Source organism: Candidatus Bartonella washoeensis Sb944nv, assembly GCF_000278135.1.
Classification (GTDB): Bacteria; Pseudomonadota; Alphaproteobacteria; order Rhizobiales; family Rhizobiaceae; genus Bartonella; species Bartonella washoeensis.
In genome coordinates, this window is record NZ_JH725023.1 from 336,099 (window position 1) to 350,339 (window position 14,241).

The 14,241-nt window shown below is 38.8% G+C and carries 10 protein-coding genes; all 10 read right to left on the minus strand.

What is annotated here, in order from left to right; translation table 11 throughout:
- Positions 1-94: 94 nt before the first annotated feature.
- Positions 95-1,585, minus strand: coding sequence for a bifunctional tRNA (adenosine(37)-N6)-threonylcarbamoyltransferase complex ATPase subunit type 1 TsaE/phosphotransferase (locus tag MCQ_RS04020; protein WP_006923691.1), 1,491 nt, complete (start codon positions 1,583-1,585; stop codon positions 95-97).
- A 54-nt stretch (positions 1,586-1,639) separates the two neighbouring features.
- Positions 1,640-4,105 carry a PAS domain-containing sensor histidine kinase gene (locus MCQ_RS04025; protein ID WP_006923693.1) on the minus strand — a complete coding sequence of 822 codons (2,466 nt, stop codon included), beginning with the start codon at positions 4,103-4,105 and terminating at the stop codon, positions 1,640-1,642.
- A gap of 37 nt (positions 4,106-4,142) precedes the next feature.
- Positions 4,143-5,540 (minus strand): adenosylhomocysteinase, encoded by a 1,398-nt coding sequence (gene ahcY, locus MCQ_RS04030; RefSeq protein WP_006923694.1) that lies wholly within the window; start codon positions 5,538-5,540, stop codon positions 4,143-4,145.
- 501 nt (positions 5,541-6,041) lie between these two features.
- Positions 6,042-6,167: a hypothetical protein gene (locus MCQ_RS09795; protein ID WP_006923695.1), complete on the minus strand. Its 126-nt coding sequence runs from the start codon at positions 6,165-6,167 to the stop codon at positions 6,042-6,044.
- Positions 6,168-6,375: 208 nt separating this feature from the next.
- Complete coding sequence (locus MCQ_RS04040) at positions 6,376-7,374, minus strand: complex I NDUFA9 subunit family protein (protein ID WP_006923696.1); 999 nt, start codon at positions 7,372-7,374, stop codon at positions 6,376-6,378.
- A 43-nt stretch (positions 7,375-7,417) separates the two neighbouring features.
- Positions 7,418-8,737 (minus strand): bifunctional folylpolyglutamate synthase/dihydrofolate synthase, encoded by a 1,320-nt coding sequence (locus tag MCQ_RS04045; protein WP_006923697.1) that lies wholly within the window; start codon positions 8,735-8,737, stop codon positions 7,418-7,420.
- 4 nt (positions 8,738-8,741) lie between these two features.
- Entirely contained in the window at positions 8,742-9,662 is a 921-nt protein-coding gene (accD, locus tag MCQ_RS04050; RefSeq protein WP_006923701.1) for an acetyl-CoA carboxylase, carboxyltransferase subunit beta, read from the minus strand.
- A gap of 566 nt (positions 9,663-10,228) precedes the next feature.
- Positions 10,229-10,948: a sulfate transporter family protein gene (locus MCQ_RS04055; RefSeq protein WP_006923702.1), complete on the minus strand. Its 720-nt coding sequence runs from the start codon at positions 10,946-10,948 to the stop codon at positions 10,229-10,231.
- A gap of 245 nt (positions 10,949-11,193) precedes the next feature.
- Positions 11,194-12,585, minus strand: a complete 1,392-nt coding sequence (gene coaBC, locus MCQ_RS04060; RefSeq protein ID WP_006923703.1) for a bifunctional phosphopantothenoylcysteine decarboxylase/phosphopantothenate--cysteine ligase CoaBC — start codon at positions 12,583-12,585, stop codon at positions 11,194-11,196.
- A gap of 69 nt (positions 12,586-12,654) precedes the next feature.
- Positions 12,655-14,241, minus strand: a complete 1,587-nt coding sequence (gene ubiB / locus MCQ_RS04065; protein WP_006923704.1) for a 2-polyprenylphenol 6-hydroxylase — start codon at positions 14,239-14,241, stop codon at positions 12,655-12,657.

Below are 14,241 nucleotides of genomic sequence, written 5' to 3' on the forward strand. Positions count from 1 at the left end.
ATGGATTGCGGGCATATACTTATCTTCATGTTTTTTAGAAAAATGGATTTATTAGGTCAAAAGTATTTTGCGAAGGTTAAAGTGTAAGACTCTCTTATGCTTTTGGAAGGAGTCCTATTTCTTGATAAAAGCTTTGTAGAGGCGCAAGAGTTGGATGTGAAAGATTACGGGCAAGATAATCCTGTATATGGGGTAGATATCTAAGATAAGACGATTTTCCATCGCGTTTGTGAAGACGTACAAAAATCCCTAGAATTTTCGAAGCCCGCTGAGCACCTGCAAATGCGTAAAGCTTACGTAATTCATCTTCATCGAAAGGTCGTGGTGCTTTATGACGTGCAGTGCAATAAGCATCGAGAATTTTTTCTTCAAGTGTTGGTGAAATAAATAGACGTGCATCTTGTGCTAAAGAAACGAGGTCATAGGAAGTTGGACCTTTTAAGCCATCTTGGAAATCCATCAGACCAATACGTGCAGTTCCTTTTTTATGCGCACGCCAAAGAATATTAGGTGAATGGTAATCACGCATGACAAAGGTATTTTCTCCTTTGACGAGGTTATCGAGATAGGGCTTCCAGCAAGTAAAAAAAGCTTTACGTTTTTGTTGATCTAAAGTTTTTTGTGTTTGAAAGGGGAAATACCAATCCAACAATAAGGAAAGTTCTGATTGTAGTATTTGGCAATCATAGGAGGGAATTTGAAGCAAAAATGTTGCAAATTGCTTTTCTGAAGGCCATGATTTTTGGTGAAAGGCAGCCAGCAATTCGCTACAAGCAATATAACGCTCTTCTATAGGATTACCGCTTTGATCTAAAAGTCCTTCACGTCCAAAATCTTCTAAAATCAAAAAACCTTTTTCAAAATCTTCGACAAAGATATGAGGGGCAGAAAATCCATTATCTAAAATGAGTTGGCTAATTCCTACAAATTGATAGATGTCTTTTGCAAGGTTTGCCATTGTTGCGTAGGAGGGATCTGTATTTTGTTCCATTTGCATGGTTGGTGAATCCATGAGGATTTCTTGATGATACCCATTATCCAGAAGTTCATAGGTGCGTGTTGAGGCATCATTCGCTAAAAAATAACGATGAACATGACCGCGCCCATGAGTTGTTAAAAATGTGCGAATTGCAAAAGATCGCTGTAGACGTTCAGTAGAATGTTTTGCTGATGTAAGAGTCAAACGACGCCCATAGTCTTCATACTGTAAGGTGAGTGCAAAGGTAACTGGTCCCAAAAGATCCGCACTTTTTTCTGGCCATTCAATAAGTAAAATGCCTTGTTCACGTGCTTCATGAAGTCCTAATTCGTTGATTTCTTCTGCCATAGAAAGGCGATAAAGGTCAGCATGAATAATTTCAAATTGTGGAAGTTGATAGCTTTGAGCAAGAGTAAAAGTAGGACTTGGAACATCTAGGGTGTTATCGTTAGCAAGTGTTTGAATGAGCGTACGCGCGAGGGTTGATTTTCCTGTTCCAAGATCTCCTTGAAGCGTCACAAGATCGCCCGGTTTTAAAGCGAGGGCTAAATCTTGCGCAAAAAGCTTTGTTGCTTCTTCATTTTCAAGAAAAAAACTAAAATTCATTAAAAATTCCATGAAATGGATGAGAAAAAAATTTGTAATAATCAGAGAACGAGATTAAAAAACTTTATCTCCTTTGGGAATTGGAAAAAAACATTTAACCGTTGTTCCTTGTCCAGTGCCGGTAAGAATTTCAACGTGTCCACCATGGAGTTCAACGAAACTTTTGACAAGGGAAAGACCAAGGCCTGCTCCTGCACGCCTACCATTATGTGCATGGGAAGAAAAACGTTTGAAAATTCGATCAAGGATGTCTTCTGGAATATCAGACCCCTCATTGTGAACACTGAAGACGATGTTATCATCTTGTTCTTCAGCACAAAATTCAATCGTACTTGCTTCGGTTGCAAAATTAATGGCGTTACTGAGCACATTAACAAAGATTTGATGCAAACGTGTTGCATCAGCAGAAATAAAATTCAAGGAAGGAGAAATTTGCTGTAAAAGCGTAATATGGCGTCCATTAAGGCGCTCTTCTACGCGCGCTACTGCTTGCACCATAGAATCGGCAATATTAACTGGTTTTATGTCCAGCTCCATGATACCTGCATCAAGGGTTGCGAGGTCAAGAATATCATTAACAATATTCAAGAGAGTACCTGATTCTGAATGAATATGTCCAAGATATTCATGTTGACGTTCATTGATAGGACCAAAAATCTTATCGCGTAAAATATCAGAAAATCCGATAATATTGGTAAGGGGTGTACGCAATTCATAGGAAACATGTTGAACAAATTCATTGCGCAAATGATCAGCTTTTTCTAATGCTTCATTTTTCTCTTGAAGAGCACGCGCGACATGGACAGTATCAGTAACATTAACGAACGTAAGCATCGTTTGTCCATTGGGAAGCGGGACCAGTGTGTAATCAATAATCATTCCATTTTTTAGGTCCATCCGCCCTGAATATGTGTCACGTTTTTCAGCAAAACCTGTAATAAATCTGGTAAATTCATCCCATTCTTTTCCCACGCTTAGGGCTGAACAATGACTTTGTAATTGTGTAATGTGGGTGCCTTCTACCAGTAAATTATAAGGGAGAAACCATAGTTTTGATAAAGCTGGATTCGATAAACGAAGACGTCCATCGGTGCCAAAAACCACCACTCCTTCTGAAAGTTTATCAAGTGTCTCGCCTTGTATTTTAATGAGTGTATTATAGCGTCGTTCAAGATCGATTTTTTCTGTAAGATTTTCGTAAAGCCAAGTAACACCTCCTTGTGGGTGAGGACTAGAAATAACACGTAATGTACGCCCATCTGGAAGATTCCAAATCTGCTGATTTGATTCTGTTTGTTGGTAGGCTTTAAAAAGTTCTTCTTTCCACCTGCGCCAATCAGGGTGTTCACCAATGAGCCCTTTTTCACGCAAATGCTCAAGAAGCAATGTATGGCTTGGTTCACTTTCTAGAAAAGAACTCTCTAGCGGCCATAGGATTTTAAAAGCATGGTTGCAGAATTTTAATTTTTGGTTAGTATCAAAAATGGCTACAGCCGTTGAGATTTGATCAAGTGTTTCACAATGACTTTGAAGAACACGTTTTAGTTCATTGGCAAGATTTTCATATGCGCTCTCATCACGCGCAAAAGCTGCCATCCCTTCAGTTGTTGTAATACGAGTGAGATGAAAACGGTGCCGTTCTCCATCAATGACTGTATAAACGGACTCTTGAAAAATTGTTTCTGTTTCATTTGTTTTACGTTGCGTTGTTTCATTGAAAAGATCAACAACTTCGTTACTGTTTTCTCGAAAGCCTGTCATTTCTTTAAAGGCACGATTGATAAAATAAAAGTTCCCTTCACAATCTCGTATCCATACCGGTTCTTGAATAAGATCAAGGAGGTTGCGTTGCATTCTTAGCTCGTTGAGAATGCGGGCGATATCTTTCTGTAAACGAGCATTTTCGCTTTGCTGGGTTGAGATATCTTGAAAACGTGCAATGGCTACTGTTCCTGCGATTACACCTGTAACTTGCAACAATATATTGTTATTGGTGGTGATAGAGAGGTCAAAAGGGTGAGACTTGTAAAGCAATTGTGTGAGTGCATAGTCAAGTTCTCGCAGAGAGGTTTCTTCAAGCCAAAGCTCAAAACGCTGAAAGTTTTCTTGGTGAATTCCCACTTTTTGCAATGCAGGAATATTGCCTACCATACGTGGTAAAGTCGTTGGATTTTCCCAAATAAGAAGATATTGTCCAGTTTCTTCTAGAAGCCATTCATAATATTGAAGTTTTTCAGAAAAGTCTGCTTGAATTCTCTTCAAAGGCTCCCATGAAGCTTTTTTTGCACGCATAATAACTGCCATGCAAATGAGAAGTGAAGCACAAGAAACTCCTCCACAGAGCGCTAAAAGGAGCCATGGACCATCTGGTAAAGTGAAGTCGAAAGGGAGATGTGTTTCCAATGACTGCGCAATAGCGCATGTTGGAGAGAAAAGGAAAACAAGACAAAAAATCTCGCTGCAGATTCGGATTATTTTTTGAGTTTTTTCTTTGGGGTCATAATCACCAAAGCTGGGCACGATGCGTTTTCCTTTTTCTTTTAACCCAAGGAAACATTTAGTAACGATAATGATCTGGTTTATAAGGTCCTTGTGGTGTGACTCCAATATAGGCAGCTTGTTCTTCTGATAAAACGCTTAATTTTATTCCTAGTCGATCAAGGTGAAGACGTGCAACTTTTTCATCAAGATGTTTGGGCAAGACAGTCACTTCATTTTTATAGTGCTCTGAACGGGTAAAGAGTTCAATTTGCGCTAAAACTTGATTGGTAAATGAAGCTGACATGACAAAAGATGGATGACCTGTAGCATTACCGAGATTTAGCAAACGACCTTCAGAGAGCAAAATTATGCGTTTTCCATCGGGAAAAGTGATCATATCGACTTGTGGTTTAATATTCGTCCATGGCAAATTTCTAAGGGCTGATACTTCTATTTCATTATCAAAGTGGCCAATATTTCCAAGAATACACATATCTTTAACTTGACGCATATGGTCTAAGCGGACAACATCTCTATTGCCTGTTGTTGTTATGATAATATCAGCACTGGAGGCAGCATCATCTAAAGTCACCACTTCATAGCCGTCCATAGCTGCTTGAAGAGCGCAAATTGGGTCAATTTCTGTCACTTTAACACGAGCCCCAGCGCCTGAAAGAGATGCTGCTGAACCTTTACCTACATCACCATAACCGCAGACAATGGCAGTTTTCCCAGCTATCATTACGTCTGTCCCGCGTCGGATACCGTCTACTAATGATTCTCTACATCCATATTTATTATCAAATTTTGATTTCGTGACACTATCATTGACATTGATAGCAGGAAAAGGCAGAAGCTTTTCTTTTTGTAGTTGATGAAGACGGTGTACGCCCGTTGTGGTTTCTTCGCTCACACCTTTGATTGCTGCACGCTGGCGTGTGAAAAATCCTGGTGTAGCATCCATACGCTTTTGAATTTGTTTGAAAAAAAATGTCTCTTCTTCTGTCTTGGGATGAGAGAGAATATCCTTATCTATTTCTGCACGGCTGCCCGTTAAAATATAATTTGTGGCATCAGCTCCATCATCTAAGATAAGATTGGAAGGATTGCCATCAGGCCATTGGAAAATGGCATCTATATAAGTCCAATATTCTTCAAGTGTTTCACCCTTAACCGCAAAAACAGCAGTACCAGTGGCTGCAATAGCTGCTGCTGCATGATCTTGCGTAGAAAAAATATTGCTAGAACTCCACCGTACATCGGCACCGAGTGTTTTCAGTGTTTCAATCAAAACGGCTGTCTGAATGGTCATATGCAATGAACCGGAAATACGTGCTCCCCGCAAAGGTTGACTGGAAGAAAATTCCTCACGACAAGCCATCAAACCAGGCATTTCGGTTTCGGCAATATCAAGTTCTTTACGACCATAAGCAGCAAGTGCAATATCTTTGACAACATAATCTTGGGCTGCCATTCTTTATTCCTTCAAAATTAATTTCTTCGAGACGGTAGGAGAAATTAAAAAAAAATGCAAGCCAATAGAAAAACTTCTCTCTGTGAAAAAATTTTTTTGAAGTTTCTATAAATTTGTGCAAAAGGCATGTATTTGCTAATGGGTAGTGATGTTATTGACAGGGTATAGGGAGGCTTATAAAAACTCTATTGTGCGAACAAATCTTATCTGCGTTTGTTAGTTTTTGAACTGAGAGAAGGGTAAAATTACAAAGAGAATTTGTTATGAAATTCTGTCTTCTGAAAAAAAGCGCAAATATATAAATTTCATTAATACATCTACTTTTACTTTTTTCTTTTTGTAAATTAGAAAAATTTAGTCACAAGAGATATGTGCTACCAAGAGTAGTATACTATCGTGCTGTCATTCACTATTTGTTTCAAGGAACATTTCACTTTGCTCGTCATTGGCATTTTCTGGCGCTGCCCATGAATGCTACCCATGAATGGTACGAAAGCAAGATCATTGGATACCGCCATCATCTTTACGCTTATAAAGGTACCAACCAGAACCATTATTCCAACCAGAACCATTATTATTTTCTCTAGTTCCCAATATTGCACCTGCTTTTGCATTAAGATGGTTCATAAGAGATATAGCGATTCCTTTTTTAAACGATTTGTGTTCACACGTTGTTTCTTGTTGTGATGTGAAAATAAAAGTTTTTAATGATGTTAAATTCAAGGACTTGAAATGAGAATATAGAATTATATTCGGTACTCTAATTTCTCAATATGGGTAAAAATAAAGCACTACTATAAATCAATATTTTGACTAAGTCTTTTGAGAGCATGTGTTAGGCTGGTAAATTTTGGGAAAATTGACCTTGTGGACGAAATCGCCATAGATAACTTGGCAAGAGTGCAGCCATTGCTTTGGGGGTAATACCTGCTCCTTCTAAAGTATATCCATTTTCTATAGCTTCTTGAGAAATAATGTTATCCATTTGCAGGAAGCGTATTTGATCGGCTGTTATCAATGTTGGCATGAGAGGGAATTTACCGATAGCTCCCAAAAAACTTCCGATCAACAGCCCTGCAGAAAGAGGCATAGAGACAAATATTTTTTTACGGTGAATGATTTTCAATATGTTTTCAAGAACATTTTGAAATGTGATAATCTGTGGACCACCAAGATCATAACTTTTTCCAGAGATAACTTGTCCTTCTAAAGCACGCACAACAAATTCAGCGATGTCACCAACATAGACGGGCTGCAATTTGCTTTGTCCTCCTCCAAAAAGGGGTATAATCGGTAAAAAACACGATAGATTTGCTAGGGTATTAAAAAAACAATCCTCTGGCCCGAAGATAACGGATGGGCGCATAATAATTGCTTGAGGATGCTTGTCCTGAATAATTTTCTCACTCATAGATTTAACACGTGCATAAAGAAAAGAAGCGTTTTGATTAGCTACAAGTGCGGACATATAAATGAGTGGAATACCCGCTTCAGCTGCTAATTCAGAAACATTTTGTGCACCGTCAGTTTGTATCTTTTGAAAATTCGATTGATTTGCTTGTGTTAAGCTACCAGCAAGAAACACAGCACCATCTGCACCAAGCAACGCGCGTGCAACAGAGGCACGATGCTTGATATCAGTTTTGAGCATTTGGGTTTGTCCCACTTCTCCTATTTGTAGCATGTAATAGGCTTTTTGTGGATAGCGAACAGCGATGCGAACGCGGTAACCTCGCTTAGTTAAAGCCTCAACGACATGCCGCCCCACGAAACCAGAGCCGCCGAAAACAGTAATAAGTTTAGGATTTTGATAAAGTGCACAATCAAGCTGCATGACTAGAAGTTCTATCTTTTAAAACTTTATGAATAAGCAATCCCTAACATGGTGGTGTTTTATTGTCACGTAAAATATCACCGGCAAGGTAAAGGGAACCACTAATAAGGACGATAGCTTCTCTATGTTCTGAGTGAATTTTCTGTAAAGCATCTTGTAGATGAGCTTGAGGGCTAGCAAGAATTCCTACTTTTCGCGCTGATTCAGCTAAAATTGTTGGACAAATACTTGCGTTATTGTCACTCAATGGGATCGTATAGACTTTATCTACAAGGTTTGCGAGAGGCCGAAAGTAACCGACAGTATCCTTGGTGTTGATCATGCCAGCAATCATAATAATAGGGCGGTTTGATTTTTTTTTCCATTGAGCAAGTTCTGTTGCAATTACTTTTCCAGCGGCCGGGTTGTGTCCACCATCCAGCCATAGATCAATATTAGGAGACAGTTGATCAACTAAGTTTCCATGGGTGAGATGTTGCATCCGTGCTGGCCAGTAAATATTTTGCAGGGCATGGCTTATCGTTTTTTCTGAAAGTTGAAACCCTGCTTGATGAATTGCTTCAAGAGAGGCTCCGGCATTAGCAATTTGATGAGCCCCAATAAGGTTAGGAAGTGGAAGATCCATAAGACCTTGATTGTTTTGAAATACCATATGTCCATATTCTGTATAGCTTTGATAATCTTGGTCAAATAGGGAATAAGGTGCTTTATTTTTATCAGCAATAGACGTTAAAATAGAAAGGGTTTCATCATGATCTTGCTTACCAATGACTACAGGAACTGCTGGTTTGATAATTCCACCTTTTTGAAAAGCGATTTGTGCAATTGTGCTTCCAAGAAAAATCTCATGATCATAGTCAATAGGCATAATGAGAGATACAGCTGGCTTGTTAATCACATTTGTAGCATCAAAACGTCCTCCTAATCCAACTTCTAGAATCACTACATCAGCTGGATGTGTGCTAAACAACATAAAGGCAGCTGCTGTAAAAATTTCAAAAATAGTAATCAGCTCTTGACGATTTACTTTTATGATTTCGTGAATTATTTCAGCCAATTGGCTCTCTGTGACAAGTTGACCGCCTCCTATTTTACCTAGTCGACACCGTTCATTCCAGTTCACCAAATGAGGTGAACTATAGACATGAACCCGGTAGCCTGCACTTTCTAAAAGAGCGCGACAAATGGCTGAAGCAGATCCTTTGCCATTTGTTCCAGCAATATGAATAACAGGCGCAAGTTTTAAGTGGGGATTATCAAGATGTCCCAAAAGACGAGAAATACGCTCTAAAGAAAGATCAAATTTTTTTGGATAGTTTTTCAGTAAATCATCTACCATCCTTTGCACTTGATTTTTTTTCATGAGTTTAGGCAGCTTCTGTGTTAGAAAGCGATGCTTGAGAATTTGTTTGCGATGGATTGGAAGGATTAACAGCTGCAGGATATTTCATCATCAAACGTAAAAGTCGTGCAATGGTAGCTTTCATTTTTAAACGCGATACAACCATATCAACCATGCCATGTTCGAGCAGATATTCACTGCTTTGAAAACCTTCTGGTAAGGTTTCACGTATGGTTTGTTGAATCACACGTGGTCCTGCAAAACCAATCATGGCACCAGGTTCGGCAATATGGATATCACCAAGCATAGCGTAAGAAGCAGTAACGCCACCGGTAGTAGGATTGGTTAGAACCACAATATAAGGAAGTTTTGCTTCTTTCAGCATTTCAATTGCTACGGTTGTACGAGGCATCTGCATCAATGAGAGTGTTCCTTCTTGCATGCGTGCTCCGCCAGAAGCGGCAAAAAGAACTAAAGGGCATTTGTCAGCAATGGCAGTATGAAAAGCTTTGATGATAGCTTCTCCCGAAGCCATCCCAAGTGATCCACCCATAAAAGCGAAATCTTGAACAGTAGCTATAATCGGTAAACCTTCAATAGTACCTCGTGCGCTTAAAATATTGTCATCAACACCAAGTTTGGAACGATAATCTTTTAACCGATCAATGTAACGTTTTTCATCGCGAAATTTTAAAGGGTCGGTTACAACTTTTGGATTTTCAAGAGGCGTATAAACACCATTATCAAAAAAATGCAGGAGACGATTTTTGGCGCTGATGCGCATATGATAACCAGAAGTGGGGATTACATATTGGTTAACTTCTAAATCTTTATGGAACACCATTTCACCAGTGGTGGGATCTTTAATCCATAGATTTTCTGGAATTTCACGGCGTCCCAGTATGGAATTGATTTTAGGACGAACATAATTTGTAATCCAGTTCATCTTTGTAGCCTCTCTTTAGAAATTATACACTTTTTGCGCGATTCGAGGGAATATAGGACTGAATAGACAGACTCGCTTTTCCAGTTAATAAACAGACCCATTTAATACTTTTATCTATATGCGTACAGCTTTTAACCCCATTATCCTTTAATTTTTTATTTTTTCAATGTTACAGCGGTAGTTTAAATAAAAGTATTTCCTTATAAAAAATCTGTTAGAAGTTTTAATAACTTCCATTATTTACTCTTTTGCTTTGATATTAAATTCCATTGTTTGTGCTGGTTGCAAGCTTCTCATTTGTTGCTGATGAAAAATAAACATTCAGCAAACCATTAATGTCAGTATTGCAAACCTGAAACAAAAAAGCCTTATAATTATAAACATCAATAAGGATAAATAGTCCATAAAAACAATGCATGCGATAATATTATGTTAGCAAAATGCTTGCACAGGAGCAAGAATTTTACCTGATGATGAAAAAGTAACGCGATTTTTTAAAGGATCAAACGTTTTTTATGTTCGTTTTTATTCATGCATTTTGCTAATTTTTAGGTAAAAGAATGCCTTTATTTGGGTTTGATGCGTGTGATGCCTTTTTGGGAAAGCATTTTATATAAGTGTGTCATAAGTGCGGCTGCGAAAAGTGGTGTTGTTAGATTAAGAAGAGGAATTGAAACAAAAAACGCTATCAACAATCCTGCCCCAAAAACCGTTATGGCGTGAACATGTAGAAAAGCATGAGCTTCTTGTTTAGACCGAAAACGGTAAGCAGTAAATACAAAGTACTCACGGCCGAATAAATATCCATTAATAACATAAAAGGCAATCAAATTGATACCTGGCACGAAAAACAAAATAAAAGCGAGTACATTACCGAGAAGGCTTAAAATAAAGAATTTTAAAGAAAGAATAAGTGAACGTCCAAATGACAATGCGTGCCCAATAGGTTCGCTCGGATAATCTTCTTTTTCAATAATTTCAGCAGCCGAATCAATAAAAAAGCTTCCGATCATGGCTGTGATTGGGGCAATTAGAAAAGCCATAACTAAAGCTAAACCTAAATTAAAAATGATAAGTATACTTAATTCTAATAATCCTGCCCAATCTGATAAATCAGGAAGAAAATGAGCAATCCAAAGCCCAAAATAAGTCATAAAAAGTTCACGTATAAATAACCATATAATGAAAAGCAAAATAAAAGTAAGTCCCAATGCTTTCAATATTATGGTGCGATACTGGGGAGTTAAGAGGCGTTGTAGAGCACGATATGCAGCAGTAAAAATCATAGATAATAGATTAAGAAAATAAAATGAGAAAACAAGAGGATAAATTTAAAGAATATAGAATGTCTATTTTTTCGTTTTACAAGCTAAATGATTTTGATCGATTAAGGCATTAAGGATGGAAAACTGATATTGTTTTACAAATAAGGTAAAATTTACGAGTTTCCTTTATAGCTATATACATAACCGATTTTTGGAAGAGAGCGCATTATTTTTTTAATTTCATACATCAAGTGCTATTATTTAATTTAATTAGGAAAAGCAGTGTATGAGAAAAATGACACAACAATATTTGCCAATTTTTCAGCTATTTGTTGTTTTGTCATGTGTGGCCATTGTTCAATGCTTTCTTTGCTAACAAGACACACTTGATTCGTATCAGCACCCATAACATTTGTGCCATCAGGAAGAGAAATGTTATTAGCAAGAATAAAATCTGCTCCTTTTTCGATACATTTTTTTTGTGCATTGGTAATGACGTCACAGGTTTCAGCAGCAAAGCCAATCACGAGTGGTGGGCGGTTTGAAGCATGGCCAATTGTTGCCAAAATGTCAGGATTTTCGACCATTTGCAAGGATGGTGGTGTTTGATGAGCATGCTTTTTAATTTTGTGTGAAGATTGCGTTTTGCTGCGCCAGTCGCAAACAGCGGCAACAAAAAGTGCGCCATCGGCGGGTAAAGCTGCTTGAACGGCTTGTAACATCTGACATGCTGTCTCAACATGAATAGTTTTCACCTCTTGTGGATCGGCAAGATCAACAGGTCCACAAATAAGCGTCACTTTTGCACCTAAATTGGCTAAAGTCGTTGCAATGGCATGGCCTTGTTTACCTGAAGAGCGATTAGCAAGATAACGCACTGGATCAATTGGTTCATGGGTCGGACCAGAGGTAACAATGAAATGACGACCAGAAAGTGGTCTTTCTTGTACACGTAAAAGCGTTTCTACCGCGGCTACAATGGTTAAGGGGTCACTCATGCGTCCACAGCCAGTTTCATCACGCTCAGCCATTTTGCCGATTTCTGGTCCAATTATATGAATACCATCTGCGCGTAGTTGCGCGATATTGCGAACAGTTGCTCGATGTGCCCACATCGCTGGATTCATGGCTGGTGCAATCAAAACAGGACAGCGTGCTGCTAAAAGCACACAATCGGCCAGATCATCTCCTATGCCGTTGGCTATTTTTGCAATACGATTGGCTGTGGCCGGTGCTAAAATAATCAAATCAGCATCACGTGCTAGCCGGATATGGCCAATATCATGTTCTTCTTCACGTGAGAATAAATCACTATACACAGTACGACCACTGAGCGCTTCAGCTGCTAAAGGAGTAATAAATTTTTGCGCTGCTTTTGTCATGACAATATTCAAGCGTGCTCCCCGTTCTTGCAAACGGCGAATGAGATCAAGCGATTTATAGGCTGCAATGCTACCACCAATAATAAGAAGGAGTGACTTTGATTTCAATGATTTCATTTCGATAGAGCTTGGTTGAGAGGGGATTATGGCTGGAATAGCAGAGTTGCTTAAAAGACGGCGGGCTTCTTCTTCCATAGAAATCCCATTTTGCGCGGCGCGTATACGCAAAGATTCTTTAGCTTCAGGTGAAAGATTACGAATGGTAATACTTGCCATAAAATATATCCAAGAAATAAAGCGATTTCAATGATTTCATAATCGCTATGTTTTAGCATATTGAGTAGATTAGAAAAGATAAAAAAAGTAAAAAGTAAGGCAAATACAACAAAATGCAATGATGAAGAGGCTATAACGGCCATAGCGGTTAGTGCGACTTTGCTCAACAGCAAGTTGTTTGAGGCTAGCAGGAGAAAGATTAAATCCTGTTTTTACCATTTGATTGAGATCTTCTTCCATACGTTGAAAATTTTGTATCAGTTGTGGTGTTTTACGTGCTAGCGAAAGGAGTGCTTGCCCTCCCTCACTGAAGTCTTTTGCAATTCCCACGGGTCCTAAATTTTTGCCAATCCATTCTTTAACAACTGGTTCAGAGGCTTTCCACATATTAAAATCTGGGTCTAATGTGCGTGCAACACCTTCCACGACAACCATAGTTTTTTGTAATAATAAAAGTTCAGGTCGCGTTTGCATATCAAATAATTCGGTGACTTCAAACAGCAATGTGAGCAACTTAGCCATGGAAATACTTTGCGCTGATTGTCCATGAATCGGTTCACCAATAGCGCGATTGGCTTGAGCAAAGCTTTCAATGTTGTGGTATGAAGGCACATATCCTGCCTCAAAATGAGCACGCGCTACTCGATGGTAATCACGGGTAATAAAACCGTAAAGGATTTCAGCAAGGAAATGCTTTTCTTTTTTGCCAAGCCGTCCCGTAATTCCTAAATCAACAGCAACAATACATCCTTCTGAGTCTACAAATAGATTACCAGGATGCATATCGGCATGAAAGAAACCATCACGTAGTGTATGGCGAAGAAAGGATTGGATAAGTGTGATTGCTAAAGCTTTTAAATCAAAACCAGCTTCTTTGAGTGCGCAAATGTCAGATATTCGTATGCCATCGATCCATTCCATTGTTAAAACATTGCGTCCTGTTCGTTCCCAATCGACTTGGGGTACGCGAAAACCTAGATCATGTTGAATATTTTCAGCCATTTCTGATATTGCGGCCGCTTCTAACCGTAAATCCATTTCAATACGTGTGGTTTGTGCTAAAGTGTCTACGACACAAACAGGACGAAGGCGTCGAGAAGCAGGAATGTATCGTTCTTGTAGATGGGCAATGAGATAGAAGCCTCTAAGATCTTTAGCAAAACGTGTTCTGATATTAGGACGAATAACTTTAACAGCGCATTTTTTTTTATGGCCTTCTTTGTCATAGTATTCAGCTGGATGAACTTGAGCAATAGAGGCAGCGGCAATAGATGGATAAAAGTCTAGGAATAAGTCATTGATGGATCGGCCAAGAGAACTTTCAATTTGGATAATTGCATCGGTATAAGAGAATGTTTGGACACGATCTTGTAGTTGTGCCAGATCCTCCGCAATATCACGTCCAACAATATCAGGTCTGGTAGCAAGAAATTGACCAAGTTTTATGTAAGAAGGGCCGAGCCTATTAATAGCATACGAAATATTCTCAGATCTCCGTTTTTTTTTCGTTTTTCGTCGTGCTAACATACTTGCTATACGATAACATAATGCTGGAAATCCTTTAAGATCGTCATGAGGCAAAGCACTCAAAACGCCTTCACGTGCTAAAACCCATCCTGCGCGCATCAATTGAAAGTAAGTAGAAATTTGCACCAT